This is a genomic window from Bradyrhizobium sp. CCBAU 25360, assembly GCF_028128695.1.
GTDB lineage: Bacteria > Pseudomonadota > Alphaproteobacteria > Rhizobiales > Xanthobacteraceae > Bradyrhizobium > Bradyrhizobium ottawaense.
The window spans coordinates 798,224-820,009 of sequence record NZ_LBJA01000001.1 but is presented as its reverse complement, the minus strand read 5'-3'; the positions used below and the strand labels follow the sequence as shown (position 1 = coordinate 820,009).

Annotated in this window: 13 protein-coding genes and 1 pseudogene; 11 read left to right on the top strand and 3 right to left on the bottom strand. The window is 57.1% G+C overall.

The annotated features are described in order from the left end of the window. The first annotated feature begins 73 nt into the window (after positions 1 to 73). From cysD to XH81_RS03610, 8 genes are all read left to right on the top strand, one after another. Positions 74 to 1,072 (top strand): sulfate adenylyltransferase subunit CysD, encoded by a 999-nt coding sequence (gene cysD / locus XH81_RS03645; protein WP_442868185.1) that lies wholly within the window; start codon positions 74 to 76, stop codon positions 1,070 to 1,072. Beyond that, positions 1,072 to 2,955: a sulfate adenylyltransferase subunit CysN gene (gene cysN, locus XH81_RS03640; RefSeq protein WP_271595801.1), complete on the top strand. Its 1,884-nt coding sequence runs from the start codon at positions 1,072 to 1,074 to the stop codon at positions 2,953 to 2,955. The genes cysD and cysN overlap by 1 nt, the downstream gene beginning before the upstream one ends. 1,943 nt (positions 2,956 to 4,898) lie before the next feature. After that, positions 4,899 to 7,310: a 2-aminoethylphosphonate--pyruvate transaminase gene (locus XH81_RS03635; RefSeq protein ID WP_442868184.1), complete on the top strand. Its 2,412-nt coding sequence runs from the start codon at positions 4,899 to 4,901 to the stop codon at positions 7,308 to 7,310. Positions 7,311 to 7,341: 31 nt separating this feature from the next. Next, positions 7,342 to 8,400, top strand: a complete 1,059-nt coding sequence (gene rtxC / locus XH81_RS03630) for a dhydrorhizobitoxine desaturase (protein WP_271595799.1) — start codon at positions 7,342 to 7,344, stop codon at positions 8,398 to 8,400. Further along, complete coding sequence (locus XH81_RS03625) at positions 8,397 to 9,212, top strand: gamma-glutamyl-gamma-aminobutyrate hydrolase family protein (RefSeq protein ID WP_271595798.1); 816 nt, start codon at positions 8,397 to 8,399, stop codon at positions 9,210 to 9,212. Before rtxC ends, XH81_RS03625 begins: the two co-directional genes overlap by 4 nt. A gap of 162 nt (positions 9,213 to 9,374) precedes the next feature. Next, complete coding sequence (locus XH81_RS03620; protein ID WP_271595797.1) at positions 9,375 to 10,244, top strand: DMT family transporter; 870 nt, start codon at positions 9,375 to 9,377, stop codon at positions 10,242 to 10,244. After that, positions 10,241 to 11,527 (top strand): ATP-grasp domain-containing protein, encoded by a 1,287-nt coding sequence (locus tag XH81_RS03615; protein ID WP_271595796.1) that lies wholly within the window; start codon positions 10,241 to 10,243, stop codon positions 11,525 to 11,527. Before XH81_RS03620 ends, XH81_RS03615 begins: the two co-directional genes overlap by 4 nt. Further along, entirely contained in the window at positions 11,527 to 12,855 is a 1,329-nt protein-coding gene (locus tag XH81_RS03610) for a glutamine synthetase family protein (protein ID WP_271595795.1), read from the top strand. The genes XH81_RS03615 and XH81_RS03610 overlap by 1 nt, the downstream gene beginning before the upstream one ends. Positions 12,856 to 14,720: 1,865 nt before the next feature. On the opposite strand, the pseudogene XH81_RS38675 reads toward XH81_RS03610, so the two are convergent. Further along, positions 14,721 to 15,004: pseudogene (locus XH81_RS38675) on the bottom strand (alcohol dehydrogenase catalytic domain-containing protein); the annotation flags it as partial. A 971-nt stretch (positions 15,005 to 15,975) separates the two neighbouring features. Between XH81_RS38675 and XH81_RS38670 the strand changes: the two are divergent. Next, complete coding sequence (locus XH81_RS38670) at positions 15,976 to 16,308, top strand: GNAT family N-acetyltransferase (RefSeq protein WP_442868194.1); 333 nt, start codon at positions 15,976 to 15,978, stop codon at positions 16,306 to 16,308. Between the two features lie 441 nt (positions 16,309 to 16,749). Here the strand turns inward: XH81_RS38670 and XH81_RS03600 are convergent, their stop codons facing one another. Both XH81_RS03600 and XH81_RS03595 read right to left on the bottom strand, forming a co-directional pair. After that, entirely contained in the window at positions 16,750 to 17,001 is a 252-nt protein-coding gene (locus tag XH81_RS03600; protein WP_172789611.1) for a hypothetical protein, read from the bottom strand. 748 nt (positions 17,002 to 17,749) lie between these two features. Beyond that, positions 17,750 to 18,073: a hypothetical protein gene (locus XH81_RS03595; protein ID WP_271595793.1), complete on the bottom strand. Its 324-nt coding sequence runs from the start codon at positions 18,071 to 18,073 to the stop codon at positions 17,750 to 17,752. Between the two features lie 1,508 nt (positions 18,074 to 19,581). Here XH81_RS03595 and XH81_RS03590 point away from each other — a divergent pair. Further along, positions 19,582 to 19,887 (top strand): hypothetical protein, encoded by a 306-nt coding sequence (locus XH81_RS03590; protein WP_271595792.1) that lies wholly within the window; start codon positions 19,582 to 19,584, stop codon positions 19,885 to 19,887. A 1,219-nt stretch (positions 19,888 to 21,106) separates the two neighbouring features. Continuing rightward, complete coding sequence (locus XH81_RS03585) at positions 21,107 to 21,289, top strand: hypothetical protein (RefSeq protein ID WP_271595791.1); 183 nt, start codon at positions 21,107 to 21,109, stop codon at positions 21,287 to 21,289. Positions 21,290 to 21,786 lie beyond the last annotated feature (497 nt).

Genomic DNA, 21,786 nt, shown 5'->3' with positions numbered 1-21,786 from the left:
GCGAGCGGCAGAATGCGATATGCTGCCGCGTCGAAGTGTGCTGTCGAACGGGGCTTGGCCTCATTGACGAGCCATGCGCCTTGGCCGGCCATTTCTGCCACGGATATTCCCCGCTCTGGGCTGGAGCCATAGAGCGGCGAAGAACAGAGATCCTGCACCGAAAACAAGATATATGCTGCCAAAACATCTGCACCGTCTCGAAGCTGAATCGATTGAAATCATGCGTGATGTGGTCGCCGAGTTCAAAAGGCCCGTCATGCTTTACTCGATCGGAAAAGATTCAAGCGTTTTGCTACACCTTGCGATCAAGGCGTTCTATCCGGCAAAACTACCTTTCCCACTGCTTCACGTCGATACGACCTGGAAGTTCCGCGAGATGATCAGCTTCCGAGACGCGACAGCCAGGCGGCTCGGTCTCGACCTGATTGTCCATGTCAACAAGGACGGCAGCGCGCGTGGGATCAATCCGATCGATTCCGGCTCCGCCCTCCATACCCAGGTCATGAAAACGGACGCGCTGAAACAGGCGCTCGACCTCCACGGATTCGATGCCGCCTTTGGCGGAGCCCGGCGCGATGAGGAAAGGAGTCGCGCAAAAGAACGGATACTCTCCTTCCGTTCGGCTGGACATGTATGGGACCCCCGTAACCAACGGCCGGAGCTCTGGAGCCTGTTCAACACACGGATTCGCCAGGGCGAAACTATGCGCGTGTTTGCGATGTCAAACTGGACCGAGCTCGATGTGTGGGAATACATCATGATCGAGAAAATTCCGGTCGTTCCGCTCTACTTCGCAAAACGAAGACCGACAGTGCATCGAAATGGTGCGATGATCATGGTTGACGACGAGCGATTGCAGCTTAACTGCGATGAGACGCCGGAAATGCGGATGATCCGCTTTCGCACCCTTGGATGTTATCCCTTGAGCGGGGCTATCGAATCCGATGCGACCACGATCGAAGGTATCGTCGCAGAAATGCAGACCGCGACCATGTCTGAGCGCCAGGGGCGCCTAATTGACACCGATGAAGCCGCTTCAATGGAGAAGAAGAAGCGAGAAGGCTACTTTTGATGTTTACAAAGCAGACAACGGAGCCGGTTCCGGTCCGGACGAAGGATCAGCTGCGATTCATCACATGTGGCTCGGTGGACGATGGCAAATCGACGCTGATCGGCCGATTACTGCACGACAGCAAGATGATCTACCACGATCAGATCACGGCGCTGGAACGCGACAGCATCAAGTACGGTAGCACCGGGGATAACATCGACTTCGCGCTGCTTGTGGACGGCCTCGAGGCCGAACGGGAGCAGGGCATTACGATCGATGTTGCCTACCGTTTCTTCACTACGCCGCGGCGCTCCTTCATGGTGGCCGACACTCCCGGCCATGAGCAGTATACCCGCAATATGGCTACCGGCGCCTCGCAGGCTCAGCTCGCCATTATCCTGATCGATGCCCGCAAAGGCGTGATGGTTCAGACGCGCCGCCACTCCTTTATCTGTGCGCTGCTCGGTATTCGTCATATCGTGCTGGCAGTGAACAAGATCGATCTTGTCGCATACGACAAGGAGTGCTTCGATCGGATCGCGCGCGACTATATGGCCTTTGCCGCCGGTCTCGGCTTCACCTCGATCGTTCCCATCCCGATCTCGGCCCGCTACGGCGATAACGTCGTAGACCGCTCCGCGCGTGCCAACTGGTATCGTGGTCCCTGCCTGCTTGAATATTTGGAGAGCATTGACATCCAGTCCGGCACCGCAAGCCAGGCTTTCCGCTTTCCGGTACAATGGGTGAACCGGCCAAATCCTGAGTTTCGGGGCTATGCCGGGACGGTGGCTTCCGGGACGATCTCGGCGGGGGATGAGATCATTGTCGCCAGGTCGGGACGGACCACGCGCGTCAAGCGGATCGTGACCCACGGTGGCGACCTTGTCGGCGCCAAAGCCGGGGATGCGGTGACCATTACACTGGAAGACGAAATTGATATCGGCCGTGGCGACATTCTGTCCCGACCGGACGATCAACCAAAGGTCGCCGACCAATTCGCTGCTTATGTGATTTGGATGGACGAGGAGCCGCTCACTCCCGGACGCAATTACATCCTGCGGATCGGATCGCAGACGATTTCCGGCAGAATTACTGAAATTCAGCATCGGATCGACGTCAACACTTGTGAGCATCTGGCCGCCGGGATGGTTTCGTTGAACGAGATCGCCTTCTGTAATGTTGTGACCACAATGCCCGCAGTATTCGATGCTTATGACGTCAATCGGAAGACCGGATCATTCATCTTCATCGATCGTTACACCAATCGTACGGCGGGGGCAGGCATGATTGCCGTTCCGCTACGGCAGACCGCCAATATTTCTAGGCAAGCCCTATCCGTAGATAGGAAGGAGCGTGCCGCACTCAAGAATCAGAAGCCTTGCGTCATTTGGTTCACCGGCCTGTCTGGCGCGGGAAAGTCGGCGATTGCGAATCTGGTTGATCAAAAGCTGTTTGCGATGTCGCGGCATACAATGCTGCTGGATGGCGACAACCTCCGACACGGATTAAGCGCCGATCTGGGCTTCTCGGAGGCGGACCGCGGGGAGAACATTCGGCGTGTCGGTGAAGTTGCCAAGTTGATGGTGGACAGCGGCTTGATCGTGATCTGCTCGTTGATCTCGCCCACGAGAGCGGAACGGGACAGGGTGCGCATCCTGGTTGGCAACGAAGAGTTCATAGAAGTATTTGTCGATACGCCGATCGAGGAATGCGCACGGCGAGACCCGAAAGGGCTGTACTCAAAGGCGAAATCAGGCAACATCAAGAACTTCACCGGCCTCGACGCGTGCTACGAAGCACCAGAAACACCGGATATTCATCTCAGGACCATGGAGCAGAACCTAGAGCAGTCAGCGAAAGCGGTAGTGGATGTCTTGATAGCGCGCTCAATTCTTGATGGCTAGATGTGCTCGCGTCACGTCATCAATTCGCGTAATATCCTGCCGGCGCGGCTCAGGCGATCTGGCTCAGGCGGGGCCTGCGGTCAAACTTTTCGCTCGAGAGGAACAGACTGGTCGCACCCACTCGTGTACTGCCAGCTTCCGGATATGTGCTCGAAGTGGATGGTCAGTTCAAAACCGAGTACGCGAGCAAAGATGGAGCATGGTCAGGAGCGTGGAGCTCAAGAGAGGCCGTCCCATGCTGCAGATCAGAATCTACCATGGGGCGAGAAAGGCCAGAGAGGAAGTCCTACTTCCACTAGGTTGAAGGGGGGCTTGGCGCTTCTTGCTGCGCGTGCGGCCAAGAACACGCCGATCTGCCTTTAAAGCCGCGCCGGGGCCGCGGACTCGGCCGGCTTTACTTCCCCACACAGTACGAAGCGCGGGCCGCGGTTTTCCGGGGTGGCTATCCGGCCAGCCTGGGCCTACTCCAGGTATGGACCAATCTGAAGCGAGCAATCGGTCGCGATCCATCCTGTCGTGGCCTATGGTAACGTCCGGCAAGCTTGCTTCATTGTGGCCGCCGTTCGTAGGCGAACACCGTCGGCCTCCGCCCAGCACCTTCGCATGTCGAGGCAACGCTGCCGCGAACATTAGCCATCCTGTGCTACGGCGCTCCGTTGCGTGTTCGCGTCATGATCCAGTCCGCCTTCCATCGTTCCTTGCCATGAAGGCGGCCATTGACGCGGCCGAAAGGGAAAGGGAGCTCATCGCTGGCCAAGCGACAAAGAATGATCTCTCGATGAGCCGCTCTGGTCAGCCATCGACGTGCTCGACCGCACTGTAGACCGCGTAGAACGCGAGTTCACATCAACGAGCGGGCCTGCGGAGGAATCAAAAGCGAGCAGAACGGCTCGGAAGTGACTATCGTCGAACCAGAGTGCCTCATGGGCGAGGTACTTGCGCACCCCGATTGCTGGTGATGCGTGGCTCGCCGGCTCAGGCGTTTTAACCGCCGTAAATCACCGTACCTTCACCGCCGGACGATCGCCCGGTGAGATGTCTCGCAACGAGCGGCGTGTGTAGCGAACAATGGATGCTGCCGATCTACCGATCAATTTAAAAGATGAACCTGCCACTCATCCGGACTCGGCTCGGCGCACTCCTACCAAATCAGGACAACGTGCTCTGTCGTACGGCCGCTCGCCGAAAACCGCGCTATGAATCCTCTGCCCTCTGCTGCTTACGTCAGCTTGTCGCAGCCAAATGAGAGCACGTCGGGAAAATTTACGTGAGAAAATCTTCGGAGAGGGTTGAACCGCCCGTAACGTCAAGTTGTACGATCTCCGAAATGGACAGTCATCGGCGTCCTAGATCCTCCAACCAGCGACGGAGTGCAAATGTATCAAGTCCAAAGGAACGCATTAGACTCCCGCTGCGAACCACGATCATCGAGTGTGCCAGGCATTGATAATCCGGGCACGTCGAGTCCTGGCTGCAGCTCCTTGCTAGCGTAAAGCGTGCCTGACCGGACAGGCTCACACGTAAATTGTTCGCAGACTGGCGCTTCATAGCTGCAAGAGGGCGATCGCGCTCAAGCTTGCCATGCATGACAGTGGATGAGAGCGTACGTTGGCGCCGGTTGCGCCCGAGTTCTTCGCGCCAAGGGGTATTTTGGGAGGTCTGAAGGGCATCAATGAGGAGCTTTGTGAAGCATCGCTCTCCGTCCGCGACGAGATATGGAGGTTGTCATCCGACAGCCTTTTTGGGCGTCGACGCGAAACGCGCCCACGGTACATGTCGCTTCATTCGAAGCTGTTGATGAGGATGGGACGCGCCACGGCGCTCCCTACTGTGCGTACTCAAGGTCATCGACCAATACAATGTTAGGAGGAAATGGTTTGACAAGACAGCGGTCGTTGCTGACGCCTGGTCCATTATCGTTATCGCCGGCGGTCAGGAGCCAGATGCAGCTTGATCTCGCGTCTCGCGATGACGAGTTCAAGGAGGTGACCGCCTGCATGAGGCGGCTGATGCTCAACTTGCTGGGAAACAGTGAGGAATATTCGGTGGTGCCTATTCAAGGAGGCGGCTCCTTTGCAATGGAGGCGGCCCTCTCCTCATTTGTGTCCCGAGCCCACAGGCCGCTCGTTTGCGTGAACGGCATCTATGGCGAGCGCATTCTTCAAATTTTTCGGCTGTGGGGTATCGAAGCACTGAAGCTTGTTAAGCGCGCGACGGATCCGTTGGATCCGGAAGAGATCAGCGAGTATCTGAGCCGAAATCCCGGCGTTACGCACCTGTGTTTCGTGCATTGTGAGACGACAACCGGAATCGTCAATCCGCTGGACGAGATCGTGGAGGTGGCGAGGCAACGTGGCGTAAAGACTATCATCGATGGGATGAGTTCGTTCGGCGCCCTCAATATCGATCTGAGCCAGCGTGGACCTGACGTACTGGTCACGTCGAGCAACAAGTGCATAGAAGGGCCGCCGGGAGTAGCGTTCGTCATCGCCTCGCGCGAGCTACTGGAGAATGTGACTCAAGAACCGAGATCGTTTGTGCTCGATGTGAGAGATCAATGGCGCTCGCTCGAGCGCACGGGTGAGTGGCGGTCGACCCCTCCAACCCACGTCGTTCAGGCAACGACAATGGCTTTGAAGATTCTGCACGAGGAAGGCATCGATGCCAGGCGCTTCAGGTACGAGAAGGTCAGAAACGACCTCATCAAGGAACTCGAAGGGATAGTGGCTCCGTTGTTGTCCCCCGAGTTGCAGTCCCCGGTCTGTGTTGCGTTCAGTGCGCCGCCCGGAATAGTGGACCAGCCAGGATTCGATGGGCTGTATCGCCACTTGGCGGCCCATAACCTTTACGTCTACTCGAAGCTGCATCTTGCGACGCGGAGCTTTCGGGTCGGTTGCATTGGGGAAATCCAATCTAGCTGGATTGAGCAGTTGGGATGCGCCTTTCGTACATATTTCCGCTCCGGTCAGGCTCGGTCAGCAAGGCCGGCGTCGGGCCAAGAGGCATATGGGGCGCGCGTAAAGATGCCGGCTCAAGCAGCTGGGGACCGGCAGCTGCGGCATTCCGCCGAGACCGCTGTTCTGCATGCGGGCTATCGACGCGACCCGGTGACAAAAGCCGTCGCAGTGCCGATTTACCAGAACACAGCTTATGAACTCGATGGCGATCTAAATCACATCGCTGACGTCTACAACGTCAAAGCGGATGGGTTCACCTACACGAGGATTATCAATCCGACGACTCGCGCGCTGGAGAAGCGCTACGCCGCCGTCGATATGGGCAGCGACTCGCTCGCCGTTGCGTCAGGTCAAGCGGCAACGTTCCTTGCTATCGTCAACCTTTCAAGTGGCGAAGTAGGGGACAATATCGTTGCCTCTCCTTATCTATATGGCAATACCTGGAACCTGCTCCACAATACCTTAAAGCGTTTGGGAATCAGCGTGAGGACAGCAGATCCTCGAAGGCCCGAGACGTTCGAACGTGCCATTGATGATCGCACGATTTGCCTGTTCGGAGAGGTCATTTCGAATCCCTGTCTGATTCCGCTCCCCGTCAAACAGCTGGCGGAAATCGGCCGAAGGTACGGCGTGCCTCTGGTCGTAGACAATACGACGACGCCGCTGGTATGTCGGCCGTCAGACCTGGGCGCTGCAATTACGACGTACTCTGCAACAAAATACATATCCGGTCATGGCACGACCCTCGGCGGACTAATCGTTGACAGCGGCAAATTTAGCTATCGGGGAGCCTCCCGCTTTCCCTTGTTCAACGGTCCCGACGAAGCGCATGGCGGAATTGTCTGGCAGAACGCTGTGCGCGATGTCGATGATCTAGGAAAGAGCGAGTTTCTCCTCAAGGCTCGCATGACCTGGTTGCGCGATACGGGTGCAGCCATCGCCCCTTTTGCGAGCTTTCAACTGATCCAAGGGCTTGAAACGCTGCCGGTTCGCATGAAGCAGCACTGCGCGAATGCCAGGATCGTCGCCGGCGTCCTAAAGGAGCATCCTAAAGTGCGTCGCGTCTTCTACCCGGGCCTCTTTGAGGGCGCCGATCGGGAAATCGTCGATCAGACACTCAACACCGCATACGGACATGGGGCGATGGTCATGTTCGAAGTGGAAGACGAACTGGCCGGGCGCAAGTTCATCCAAAACGTTGACTTGATGTATCACGTTTCCAATGTGGGAGATGCCCGCACGCTCGTGACTCATCCTGTCTCGACGACCCACACCACTGTCCCGCGGGAAAAGCGCGAAGCCGCCGGCATATTTGGTGGCTCAATCAGGCTTTGTGTCGGCATCGAAGATGTCAACGACATCTTGCGCGATCTGGACAAGGCGCTTTCCGCAATCTGACAACCTGCAAGGCGATCAGGAAGAGGTTCTCATGAATCAGGCAGACGCTTGGAAACTGAGGTCATCACGCTATGAGGCCGTTCAATTCAGTCGGGAGATCAATAAGCAGCTTTCGGAGCTAAGGCCGGACAACATCACGGGGGCCGCCTACATTGCGAAAGATTACGCTGTCATTACAGCGTGCACGCTTGCGACCGTGTCTGTCTCGTGGTGGTTCTACCCGCTGGCCGTTCTCCTGATCGGTGCCTATCAACGCGGATTGACAACCATCGCTCACGATGCGGCTCACCGCACGCTCGCGAAGAATACGACCTGGAATTATGTCCTGGGCATTCTGTTCGCTTCCTATCCCTTGTTCCAACGCCACTGGGCCTACCGGATCTCACATGTCTACTTGCATCATCCCTATCTCGGCGACCCGGACAAGGATCCCGACCTGAAGTTTTTCCTGGCCAGCGGCGTCTACGATGTGCAGCCTCCAGAGAGATATACTTTCAACATCATTTGGAAGCCGATCTTCGGCGGCGCGACAGTAGCGTATCTGAAGTATCTTTGGACTAATCGTTTTTCGATCGAAGAGACCGATGATCAGAGCCGCTCAGGCATACTTGTCGACAGGTATGGCTTCTATCTGTTCTGGTTCAGCATCCTGGCCGGGTCATATGCTCTTGGTCTGCTCCATATCGTCGTCCTGTTTTGGATCGTGCCCTATCTCACCACGTTTCAGGTCCTCGGCTGGTTTATCGAACTCGCTGAGCATTCACCCATGTGCGAAACAGAGACGCAGAACGTCTATCTTACGAGGAATCGGAAAGGAAGCTTCCTCGAACGAGCCATTCTGGGACAGAATCTGGATGAGTACCACCTTGAGCATCACCTTTCACCCGGTATCCCGTTTTGGCTGTTGCGTACGGCGCAGAAAATCCGAATGCAGGATCCGAACTACGCGAAGGTCGCCGCCACCTGGGGCGGGCTCTTTGTCAAGGGACCTCAAGGTCAGCCTAGCGTCATAACTCAGCTGAAAGAGCGAAATCGACGGCTGTATGAGCAGTCCGTTGCCGGGGTTCGCACGCGAGGCAAGGTGGCGTGAGGTTGCAACAGCCCGAGCGCACCCAAGCCGTTGTCGGCGTCACTTCGAACCGTCTTCTGGTCGATGGTGTGCATCGCGACTGGTTACGGCGCAAGTACGTGCAGGCACTCCATCGTCATGCGGGAGTGGCTTGTGTCATATTGCCGACCGTCGACGCGGAAGATGCTATGGAGGAGGTCGCCCCGGCCATCATGCGCCGGCTGGACGGTCTGGTCTTGACAGGCGATGAATCGAACGTGGACCCCGCAGTCCTGTCAGCGCCCGCGTCCTTGGATCCTGATCGGCAGGATGTTGAGCCTGGGATCCTTGACCGTCCCCGGGACAGGCTCTCTGCCGTGGCCATAGAGAGCGCCATCGCCCTCGGAATGCCCATTCTGGGCATCTGCCGTGGGCTTCAGGAACTCAACGTCTATCTCGGCGGAACACTCCGCCCATCGCTTGCGGAGTGGAGCCGAGAAAGCGGCGCCATGCATGCTGAGAAGCCAGACCGTCCCAGGGACCGTCAATATGATGCCGCGCACCACGTCAGGATATCATCCGATGGCGCACTGTTTCCAATCGCGCGGATGATCGAAGCGCAAGTCAACTCGCTGCACAATCAAGGCATCGAGGCGCTTGCCCCAGCGCTGAGGCGCGAGGCGTGGGCGCCCGACGGTCTGGTCGAGGCAGCTTCAGTGATTGGCGCTCCGACGCTGCAAATCGGTGTGCAATGGCACCCCGAATGGCACGTCTCAACCGACCTCCTCAGCAAGCAACTGTTCAAGGCATTTGGAGAGGCGTGTGTTGGGTACTGCCGGACTAAGAAGGGCTAGAGGCAGGTCGTGATATTGCAAACGAAACGTGGCTCGCGCGAGCCGAAAGGGCAGTCCTGCGAAAACGACTCGCGCGCGTGGGCTTCCGAGAGCTCCGCCCGGTGTCGCGGGCACAAAAGGGGCGGACGATCTACGAGTGGCTTCGCTCTAGGAGTGCTTTTTGTGGCGCTTTATGTCGTTCTGAGCGCGGCAGGGGAGGTTTATGCGGCATCGTATTTTCAGAAAGCGGATGTGTTCGTGGCGCTGCTGCTGTCTTTCGCAGTGGTTTGTATAACGTTCAACTTCTTGGCTCGCCACGAGGGAGGCGAAGCAAGAGCCGGAAAATGGTCGCTCCTGGTCTTCGTCGCACTCAACGTGGTGACGGCGATCAGCTGGATCGGCCTATTTATAGGACTGAAATACGCTGAACCTGCGATCGTGGCCGCTTTCATGGTGGCGTTGGGGCCCGCCGCAACAGTGTGGTTAAACGCCCTGATCAGGCGCAGCGGCGCCCCGCCAACATCCGATATTGTCGTGAGCGCCGCGATTGCGACGATCGCGACTTACATGATTTGGATCTCGGCCAGCGGCAATGCGGGTGTGGAGTGGGGGGCTCGATCGTCCTTTGGCATCGTCTTGGCCATCGTGGCCGGCCTATCGCTCGCCCTCACAAATATCCTTGTCAAGGTGCTGTTCGACCGCGGGTTTTCCGGCCGACAGGTCCTGGCGCATCGCTTTTATGGAACCATTCTTTTGCTGCTGGGGCTGGTCGACCATTCATCTATCGTGCCCGAGATCTCGCAGCATTGGTTTGCGATCGCAGCAATTGGACTGTCGACGATCGTTTTGCCTTTGCTCTTGATTCAGCAGGGCATTCGCCGCGTAGAGCCCTTCACCGTCAACATGGTCCTGTCCACCGCCCCCATCGTCACCTTCCTGTTCCAGTACTTCGATTCTCGCATCGTGCCTTCGCCACATACGTTCGTTGGAAATGTCCTCATTACGGCTATCGCTGTCAGCAACATCTACTTGCAGTATCGGAGATCCGCATGAAAGAACGGAAATGTGTGGTCGTGGATGCATACTCTACCGGCCGCTACCTACCCGAAGAATTCAAGCGCTATGGAATTGGGACGGTACATGTGATGTCGGCCGCACAGATTCCACCCATATTCCAAGCGCATTTCAATGCGGATCTGTACGATGAACTCATTCGCCCCGGCGAGCGCATGGGGTATGATGACATCGTTGAATATCATCTTCAGGCGCTCCAGGGCAGAGAATTTGAGTTCGTTATCGCGGGTTGCGAGCCTGGAGTCGAACTCGCCGATTCGTTGTCCGAGCGGCTGGGCTTACCTTCAAACGGGACCGCTCTATCGGCTGCTCGGCGTGACAAAGCACGATTGTCTTGCGCGCTGACCTATGCCGGTGTGCGATCGATCAGACAAGTCGTGTCTGACAATGCTGTGGAGATCGCAAGCTGGAGGCGCGAAGCGAAGTTCGATGAGATCGTGATCAAACCTCTGAACAGTACGGGCACCGAGGATGTATTCTTTTGCTCGACAGATTCCGATATTCAGCGTGCTCTAAGCGCGATTGTTGGGAAGACGAACCGTGTCGGAGCATTGAATCGTTTTGCTCTCGGGCAGGAAAAAATAAACGGTCAACAATACACAGTAAACGCCGTCTCGATCCACGGAGATGCCTTCGTTACGGAGGCCTGGACCTATGACACCGTTCCTATCGAGGGGGCATCATCCGTCTGCTCACTCGAAAGATTGTTGGACGGCAGCGAACCAATCGTTCAGGAGCTCTCCGACTACCTGAAACGTGCGTTGCAGGCACTTCAGATCCTCGAGGGACCGGCTCATGCCGAGATCATTGTCGATCATCGGGGGCCCGTTCTGGTGGACTTCGGGGCGAGGCTTCAAGGGACTATGTCGGCAAAAGCACGAACGATGGCGTTGGGGCATAACCATGTCACGCTGACCGCTTGGCGCTACGCAGATCCCGAGGGTTTTGGTGAGTACATGAGGATGCGCGGGCCGTACAAGCGGAACGCGCACGCACTCTGTGTCTCCCTGATCTCCGACAGGGGCGGTGTCGTTGCCGGCTACCCGGGACTCCAAGCAATCCGCAAACTCCCGAGCTTTGCGGATGCCATTGCATTCGTTCCAATTGGTGAAGAGCTGGTTCCGACTATCGATTTGGCGTCGACACCGGGCATCGTCTATCTCGTGAATAGCGACATGAATCAGCTTAATGATGACTATCACAAGTTGCGAGAAATGCGGATGGATCAGGTGTTCGAATTGGTGGCGCGGGATAGCCAGTGATGGCAACTGAAGCAACTTTGACCGGAGCCACTCCAGCCCGCGTAGCGATGATTGGCGTAAGCGACTTCGACGGTGTGCTGCGAGGCAAGCATGTCTTAGGTGAAGATCTCTCGGGTCAAGATAAAGTCATCAAGTTCTCTGAAGCGGTGCTGGCGTGGGATTGTTCGGATCGGGTCATCCCAATCAGTTTCACGCAGCAGCCGTTATCAGCATTTGGCGATGCTGACCTGCGTATTCTGTCTGCCACCGGCCGTTCGGTGTCTGATCTCGGCAATCAACATCTCTACCTCGCCGAGTTCACGGGCGCACATGAGAACATCTGCCCGCGGGGTGTTCTGCGTAAGGTCCTGAGAAGGGCTGCTGACCTCGGATACAGATGCGCTGTTGGGTTCGAGTTTGAATTTATGTTGTTCAAGGAGAGCGCCGATACAATTGAGGATAAGCCGTTCAGCGAATGGGCTCCTTTAACACGCGGCCCGTTCGGCTACTCGATTATGCGCTCCGTTGCTCAACATGAGCTGTTCGATGAGATATTAGCGCTTTGTGAGAAAGCTAGAATACCTCTCAGCGGACTGCACTTCGAAACGGGACCGGGCGTGGTCGAAGCGTCACTTCGTCATTGTGATGCGTTGGAAGCTGCCGATCGAGCAACCATATTCAAGTCGATGATAAAAGCATGGGCGCAAAGGCGAGGCATGATGGCTACATTCATGGCCAAGGTTTCCGAGGATTGGCCGGGCCAGTCCGGCCATATTCACATTTCGATGTCCTCGGATGGTCAGAATGCGTTTCACGACAGCAATGCGGTCGGCAACCTCTCAAAACTTATGAGGCAATTCATCGCCGGACAATTGAACTACATGAACGAGTTTTGTGTGCTCGCTGCGCCGAACTTCAATAGCTACAAGAGGTTGGTGCCTGGCTACTGGGCACCAATCTGTCCAAGCTGGGGAGTTGACAACCGCTCCTGCGCGGTTCGCGCTATCTTGGGGGAGCCATCCGTCCATCGTCTGGAATATCGGCTGGCTGGCGCAGACGTGAACCCATATCTTGCGCTCGCATGTGCCATTGGTTCCGGAATATTGGGAGTCGAGACAGGTGTGGCACTACCCGCGTCGATCGCCGGTGATGCAAGTGTGGAAATGACTGCGAGACTACCTCAAAGCCTATCAGAGGCAACTTCTCGTTTCGCACAGTCAGCAGCGGCGAACGAGATTTTCGGAGAAAGGTTTGTTGAAGCGTTTTCTTGCTCGCGCCGTTGGGAATGGGACGCCGTTCAAAATCGAGTGACCGACTTTGAACGTCGGAGATACTTCGAGATCATCTAGCTTGTCTTGACAGTTCTGTGCCTCATTCCTCTCGCAGCCATGTGAAGGGCGCGTCTCTCGTTAAGGAGAGCCGTGGGGAGCTGATGAGGTCTGCTGCCAACTGCTCTGTGGCCGCAATTGCGGTTGCTTCGGTGCAATGCAGATAAGCTGTGCTCGACTTTTTCAAGAAGGAAGGCAAAAGGGGAATATTCGTCCAGTGGGGCGAAGCCGAAGAACAGGACGCGCGACGCTGTAGCCGAACCGCGGAGCCCCGCGCCCGAGACGAGGTTGGCGTAGATCGGTGCTGGCCAGGACGCGCCCCGCGCGGCGCTCTGAGTTCCCTGCCGGCGAAGAGAGCCAATCACTTTTGGCCCTGGATTCATGAGAGCGAGAAATGGTGCGCAGTCTATTTCGCGAAGATGCGTAAAGGATTGTCCCTCAAGTGCCGCACGAGGGTATCGCGCAGAACCGCCCCAGCAAATCTTGGGACGCGCGCGTACAAAGGCTGCAACAATGATCTTGCCTTTATCGGCTTCGAACGGGTGAGCGCATCACGCGAAAGGCCAAAGAACTTTAGGGAAGGCCGTAACAAAGTACTCCCCCGGTGAGGGCCCCCGGTGAGGCCGCGTTCGCTGGATAGCCGATTTGCGATCAAGCAGCGTGAGTGACGCACGCGCGCTAGAACCGGACCGTCGTAGGACGCGATCTCTCGGTGTGAGGAAAATCGTGCCAAGCTAGCCAAGCCTTAAAGGCATGGCAGAGCTTGCTCTTGGCGGTGCAGTTGAGTCCAAATGAGCGGGTCGCCACTAAAAGTAGCCGAGTTGGGATCAACAGCGCGCTACATTGCTGCGGCCGAGAAAGGTGTGACAGTCCCATCGTCAGGCAGTGCCCCAAGACTAGTGGTTCGACTACACCGTCAAAGTCGATCAGTGCCGTCTTCGGTTTTGACCGGCTCTACAGGAGAGTACGCTTTGATAGACAAATAAGAAAAGATCGGCCGCTGAAGTACACCCCCGATGGGACGTAGATGAGTGCGGCTGAGACATCGCCTCATCCTACCAAATCTCGCCGTCGACCGAGCAGACTCCGCTGGTCAGACGCTGCATCCGGGTAATGCAGTGTAGGAGTGTGGTCTTGCCGCACCCTGGAGGACGGACAAATTCCCGTGAGTCCCTTGGCGTGAACGCTGAATTGCAACCAGCGAAGAGTTGCGGCAGATCAGCTGAACGGCGACTGCGATATAGCCCAGCTCTGCTCGCTCACGTGCCCGCACCTGGGCCGTTTACTTCTACAACAATAACGACAAGAACAGTCAGAAAGGCGACAATCAGAACTCCGAGGAGGATAGCTGTATTGCTTGAGCGCGGCGTCTCTGCAGCTAGGAGATTAAAAGGCGGGGCGGCAGGATTGCACATCCCGTACGTCACAAGGGGGATGTTAAGCCTATCAGCGCCATCGAGGATATTGACTGTCAGGCGTTGGGGCGTGCGGATCATACATATAAGGCTGGGGTTCCAGCGCCGCGGAACTGCCAGGCAGCTTGACCGGCCGGAAGTTGTCCGCCGGTTGACCGAGTGCGGCTAGCGTCGTTTGGCTGTCGTAGGGGCCGCGACTGCTGAAGCTTAGTAGCACCTCTCGGCGACTATTCTGCTTGAATGTCGCCACAGCTTTGACGCTCGAAGGACTTGCGCCAGCGGCAGCACTCGTTGCGTCCGAAAGTTCAGGTGCAAGCAGCATCAAAGTCAGGTGGAACAAGATGGATCGGATCAGCCTCATTAGAATTCCGAGATAGTCGCTGCGGCCTGCGTTCTTTGCGCCAGCTCCTGCTCGTTATCCAGCAATTTACGTGCCTTCAAAAATGCGGTCCGGGCGGCCTAGGCCAGACCGTGCATTGCGATCACATGGCCTTCTCCCGTCGCACGCTGGCCGCATGCAAGGCCTTGAAAGGCCGAGCCGAGATCAACTCTTTCGCCCGCGAACTCATGGCCCACCACCATGGGCACAGGCACGGTTTTGCGAGCCCACTCATCCCAGCGGAAAATATGAATCCGTAGCGCAAATCCCGGGTCTTCTTGAGCCTGATCAATTGATCAGTCGGTCCGATCATGGGCACGGGTTCGTCGCGTAAACAGAGTCCGGGCTCAGACTTAGCCTTGACGAGCGGCTTCATGTTAGAAACCTTACGCTTTGATTGATGCAGAGCACTGCGATCGCGCGCGTTGCGTAGGCATCAGTGGCGATGGCGCAATTGCGCGCGGCTGCGCGAGCGGAGACAGCAAATTCCATACCAACGTCGGGTGAAATCGCTAAGCGCCCTCTGCAATCGCCCGCGAGGTGGCTTCACGTCTTCGGTAATCGCTTGCCGTAAGATTTTTGACACGGTATGGGCCGAGCGTTCCTGTGGGCCGCGAAGGCTCGGAGAGATTCGTAGGGATCGCCGGCTTCGGCGGCTGTTCTGCCCGGCCAGCGATCCGCCCAGCTCAACAGGATCACCCCGCGGAGCGGCTCCCGCACCTCACCGGCAGTTCGCGGGGCTCCGCGGCGGCAGGAGAGCGAAGGAACGTTGAAACCCTCGTGGGGTAAATGCCGGGCGTCTGAAGAGTGAATCATCTCACTCAACGTTGTGCGGATATTTACCTTCGGGTGGCTGTTGCGCATCAGCCAGCCTAGGCTAGCGCTTTCGCAAGCGCTAGCTCCCCGACGGCAACCGCGTCCCCGTCCCTCGAAGACGACATTCCACTCCAAGAAGCAAGACGAGCCGCACAATTCTTTGGCCTGGCTTTTGCTAGCGCAGTTTTTTGGCGACGCGGTCGGTGCATTCAAAGCGCTAGAACGGTAGGGCCACAGTTCGGCACTGGCAGCGCAAGGAGGCACTATGCAATCCGCCAATGGGGACGCACTATCGATCAAGGCTATCGATCTTCAGGACTACTCGAGAGTCCTTGCGATCCTAACAACCGGATTTACGATGTGTCCTTGTTGAGGTGGCTGTACCCTGAACCGCGGGAGTACCTGCAGCATTTTAACGGAATTATTAAGCATTACTGCGGCAGTCCATATTCGAGCGGCGCATACCTTAACCACGGCGACAAGGGAGCCATCTTATGGGACACAGCTGGCGAAAAGCGCGACAACACCAGCATGATGGAATTCCTTCTAAGGAGCGTTCCTGCGCACCGGCGTTCCGAAACCGAAAGAGTTTTTGAAACGTTCGGTAAGTACCATCCGCATCAGCCGCATTGGTATGTCACTATGGTAGCCATTGATCCCATACATCAGCGATCAGGGCTCGCAGGACATCTTCTTCGGCACGCAACCAAGATCTCAGATGCCGCGCGGAGACCTGTGCACTTGGAGGCGACCAGTCCGCACGCGATGCGACTTTATGCTCAACAAGGTTGGAGTGTTTTGACGGAAGTCCAGGTCGGCGGTTCTCCACCGTTCTTCCCCATGTTACGCCAACCAAAAGCGTGATCGCTTGAAATGTTCGCAGGGGCCTCTTGATGCTTGATCAACAACACCAAAGACGCATTGATGATCAATTTGAGACTATGAAGGCAGCGAACGAATCACTCCTTGGTTATCCCTTCGCAAAAGGATTCAGCTAAGAATCATTGTGGCGTTTCATGACTGCGATTAAGATTGGCGAATTACGCCCCTTGATATGATGCAGCCGTGAGCAGACGATGCGAAAAAGTGGACGCGCATGATTTCAACCCGCTCAATCCTGGTGGGTGTGAGGCTTACAAAAACGGGGGCCGAAGGCGGCAACCGGAGAGGGCGGCTAATAGAACTTCAATCAGCCTTGCGGACGAGGCGCCTCGCGGGATCATCGCTTCAGTCGCCCGTTTAAGTCCACGACAGATGGCTAGAGCGTGAGGACGAGTCAGCCCAATCGAGGCGGCCTCATTCGGTTCACCTGATGGTACCGACACCGTCTTTCACCGTGAGTGTGCCGTGGCAAGCAATATGGTACTTGCGCCCAACAACAGGCATCTCGTCTGCCTGGGAGAATGACGGCACGTTGATCGAGAGCTCTTTTACGAGAACTTCCTCATAACCGCCATCTCTCTCCATGATCACGCGCCATCTCCATTCGCCGCCCGGGCTTTCATCGGCCATTGTGTTGTAGCGGAGGCGAATCAAAGTACTCATTGAAGTGCCCATCGAGATCATCTCCGACCCGAGGGGTCGAAGGAAGCCATTGCCTTGTCCCAAACGAGGGCGAACAAGTCGTCAAGCCCAGGAAGCCTGTCCGCTGCCAGCGCCCTCTTTCGGCGTTTCAACTTAGCTCCTCGAAGCGCCTGTCCAATACATACAAACGTTTGTGCGGACCGATTTCGGTAGATGGCTCCAAAAGAAGCGCGCACGCCTGCAATCTCGCAGTTCTCATCGTGGCCTGCACGCGGGGGTGCCAGCGTAGCGAACTTTGCGGCCGCGTCCAGAAACCACGAATGCGATGCGTCATGATCGCGTCCTGGGACTCGCCGCGCCTGATATGGCCCTCACATTCCGGACACGCACGGGAGCTGCCACAGGTCCGGGCGCCAGCCCTGGGAACACCTTTCGTTCTCGCCGACACAACCTGGCTTGTCCGGGTCAATTTGCGTCAAATCCGGTAGACGCTCTCGATGTTCCCTGTGGGGCTATCAGTTGCCGTTCCGTGTGCCGAGGCGTGCTCCATCGAAACCGAACAGGGCCCGCCTGTGGCATTGCTCCGTACCCGAATTGCCATCCGATTTCACTCATTTCGAAAACAATAGGCTATAACCGGCAGCCTTAAAAAGCAGGACAACGGAGTTGGGCTGCTAGATCCGGACGCTCGGTCATAATCTGACGCTCGTACCGCCGAGAGCCTACACGAACGCGTATTGGCACCAACCCGAAGCGAACTACGGCAGCGATCAGACCAGGCTCAAATGTGCTCCTGGTGCCCTTTCCCTACGCCATCCCTGCAGGTTGCTTCCGTGGCCGAGTGAATCGCGACAAGAAGGGAAATAAGAATCGTTGGTGACGTTTTCGCGTCGACAAAAGTGGCTCCGCCTGGAGGAGGCACACCGAGCGCCACCGATGAGGCATGGAGCACTGATGAGGGTGACGTGATTTCGTCTTCTTCATCGATCGGCTGCTCGCAGAGGCGCGTCGAAAGCGAAAGCCTGCGAACGGTATCGTTCTGCCGGAATACGCGCTCGACTGGAGCACGCATGATGCTCTGGTCAGGCACGTCCGCGATCACCATCTTTCGATTGAGTTCGTGATCTCCGGTGCGTCGAGGGACTGTAACGGCCTTCTCGGAACTCGTTGCGGTCTCGACTCTCTATGCCAACAGCTTCGGCGAGAGAGTTGCGGCAACTCATTCCAGGTGAAAGCATCATCGTTGGCAGCTCGAGGCCAGCAGATCGAATCCTACGGCTTACAAGACGAGCTGTCCACGAAATGCGTGTGGTGGGAATATCCGGAGATCGACCATCGCATCATCCCATGGACGTTTTCCGCAACCGGTCCGCTTTGACAGCTGATCTGTGAAGACTTGGCTCGGGTCGCCCATGCGCGGTCGCTGATCCGATCCTTCGGGCCCAATCTCGTGTTTGCGCTTCTCATGGACGGGCCTCAACTCGCTCTCCGCTGGCCAGGTTCTTACGACGCGAGCCTCACAGATGATCCCGGCTCGTCGGTGTTGGCCATAACCTGCGTAGCCCTCATCGACCGCTCGAACGCCTCCCGGAAAGCTGCGGGCTTGAAGCGGGGGCCGCGGAACATCGCGCTCTGGCGTCATCACCTCCGCATGGGAAGTGCTGCGCCTCCCAATCAAGGAACGCACCAGCTCACGCTACAGCCGCACGAACAAGCCCTGGTGCTCCAGCTCGACAGCAAGCCCGCTCCGGAAAGACGATCGACGGGCGAGACAATTCCGACACCACGGCTGAGCGAGCAAGCTATCGCGATTCCGCGGAAAAAGAAAACGGGAAGGCTGAAACTGGATCGTCGACGGCGTGAAGTAAGCGGTTAAGCTGCACGGCGTATATCGGCCGACCGGGACCAGGATCCATGAGCCTGAGTATTGCTGGAGTCTCGCGCGGGGCGTAAGGTTGGTCTCCAGTACTTACCACCACCGACCTGGAGATGATGGACCTGACTGGCGACGGCAACGCATTCTCCGAAGCCCTCGACCCGAAGCGAAGCGCATCTTGGCGAGCTGCTGGCGAAGAGCAGTCGCGCAGGCCCAATCTATGGTCTCGCCTCGTTTGCAGCAAAGCGCTGCTGATTTCTGCATTCTTGTTCTTCCTGGTCTGCGAAAGTTCTGGAACGCTCTTCTCTGGCTTCCTCAGACCATTGCCTCGCATTGCGGGACCTGACTGCGCTGGAGTCGGCCTCCCTTCGTGATGTCTTATGCGCTCGGTGGAATGGTCATGGTCGTCTAGGGGCGCCATTCCGGCGGAAAGCGGGAACGGGCTAGGGACGACGGGCTTCGGACGGCTGAGCGGCACACCGCGGCGGAGCCGCCGAGAGCACCGTCCCATGAAAGCAGACGTTTTGTTCAGTGTGAACCGCACGCTAACAACGGTAACTTTTCTACAAGACGAACAAAGCCTGGTTTCAATACGTCGTATCTAACATGGACTAAGGGCTTGCCGCTTTTTCCCGATCCGTTGTAGAATCTTCTTCGTGTGAGGATTTCGAAGGAATAGCTTCCGTTCAGCTCCAATTAAGCAAATTCATTTGAAGGATTCTGTGGGGGACATTGCGATGGCTAAGCCTTCCGTTTCCCGTGACGCCTTTCGTGGCTTGTTCGCCTTTTATGCGGCCAAGGCCCACCATGATCACAACGGTGTCGCGGAAGCCCGGCTCCTGCAGCTATTTGGATCGAGCGACCACATCCCGGACGGGCTGCTGGAGTTGTGGTCGTCACGGACCGAACTGATTGGCCCTGAGGCCGTTGGCAACATAATGTCACCACTGGCTCATCAGATCCTGGACGGTGGCGCACAATACAACCACGCCAGCGACTTCCTGCATCGATTGTTGCGAGAGTTGGACCGAGACGTCCATTAACCGCAATTACGAGATTGATTGGACGGTTTTTTGGGTAATCGGGCGTCATCGTTCGGCCGCGCAATGAGTACACACCTAAACTCGGCGGCGTGGCGGACCCTCTAATCAGGACAAGCGGTCGCTTCGATCTTCAGTCGGCGTTGTACTTGGGAAAACGGCAACGAGCCGATCCCCTTCCCAAAGCTCAACGTCGTGCTCGCCATACATTTGCTCGGCCCGACATCTCGCAGCCTCCTCGTCGACGCAGTCGAGCTTCGCGGCGCATATCACTCGCCTGCTGATGTCCACCACGAGCACTCTGTACCGCATGATGACAGTCCCATCCCAAAGGAGCCTGTCATCCTAGTCGAATGTTGGTGTAAAGCAGCGCCTAAAGTAAGCGCAGACGCGCGGAACCTTGACGTGTGGCCACTTGGCTATACCGTCGCCTGGACTGTTTCCGTCACACGGCGCGTCAGGTATCCTGCCCAGTGTAGCGCGCTTCAGCATCGCAATCTCACCGCGTGGCGAAGCGAGCGGCTCAAGCTTAAGATGGAGAGCATCCCCAGCATCATTAGCAGTACGCCAAGCCAAGTTACCGTCCGGCTCGCCGCCTCGTTATCAGCCTCCGCGAGCGTAATCCGATCGGCATGCTCGGAGGTTCGTACGAAGTCGTCACATCGTTTGCCGGCGCGGCCGCGAGAAGTTGCTCAACATCGACTTGGCTCGGCGTGGGCCGATGGGCCTGCGCAGAGAAGGGGCCGCCGACATGACAGCGGTGTCCGGAACAAGATCGGACGTAGCATCAGCTACCTTATCCTCGCCGTGAGGCGGCTGAGAAGGCGCGGCCGGTGCGGAGCGCAGCAACTCCGCGCCCGCATCAAGGATTCGGCTCTCCTGGGCCGCGCGGTCCCGCTCTCGTTTAAGATGGCGGTGCTATCTTTGGCCATGCGCCGCCGTACGGTCTTTATCACCTTCGCGGTACCCTCGGTTAGGAACCGGCACTTGCGGTGCCTCTCCACCGATAGGCCCAATGCTGGCCGCGGGAGCGGGGGCGAGTTGCCCGGGTCCCACCTATTCCGCTTGCATCGGAGAGGTCGGTGCAGGTTGGCGTGCAGCAGAATTGAAGAGGTCCCGCAAGAGGATTGAGATTCCGCAAGAGGATTGGCGGACGCAGAAGCCGTTGCTGTTGCTACAATGCTTCGGTATTCCGGCTAATGGCTGCAGACGGCAGCTGCTCGTGAAGGACGTGACCCGGCTTCGTATCAAATTCGAAGCGGGGACGGGCGATCGTTGCATTGAACGGGAGCTGTTACCGCCGAACAACTCTTCTTCTCCGCGCGGCGTTCTGGATACGCCGACCAATCCTTCTCGCGTTAGCGGCTCGCAGGCGTCGCCGGAGCGCCTGCAGTTCCCCAAATAGTGCGATAAGCCCCTCGACCCGTTGACGCAGAATAGCCGAATAGTTGTAAACCTGACCTCGATTACTCATTACTGCCTCGAACAATGACTATTGAAACAATATCGGGCGAAAGCGGGAAGAGTATGCAACCGGAGGTAGGATCATACAAGCTAAAAAAAGCAGGGTATAGTTGGAAGGACCCATTGACACCAGAGGGGTTTCGTTGCGGGTCACTTTCGCTTTGGTTTCGGGTCAGCTTCGTTCGAAAGTCGGTCGACTTGGGCCAGGTTTCGGGCCTGACGCCGCAGCACAAGGATGGACACTTTTTGTCGGTTCAGGTGGGGTGCTTACTTCCTTTCTGATTGGCCGGGCGCCCGCTCAAGAGGCGGCCGAGGCTTGCCCAGCCCCGTGGTCATGGAGGGAGCCTCGCCACCAGCTGTGGTGCTCCCAACCCGCTCAAACGTCGTGACGAATGCCGCGAAGGCGGCGAATATCACGGCCATCGCGAACAACAGGAT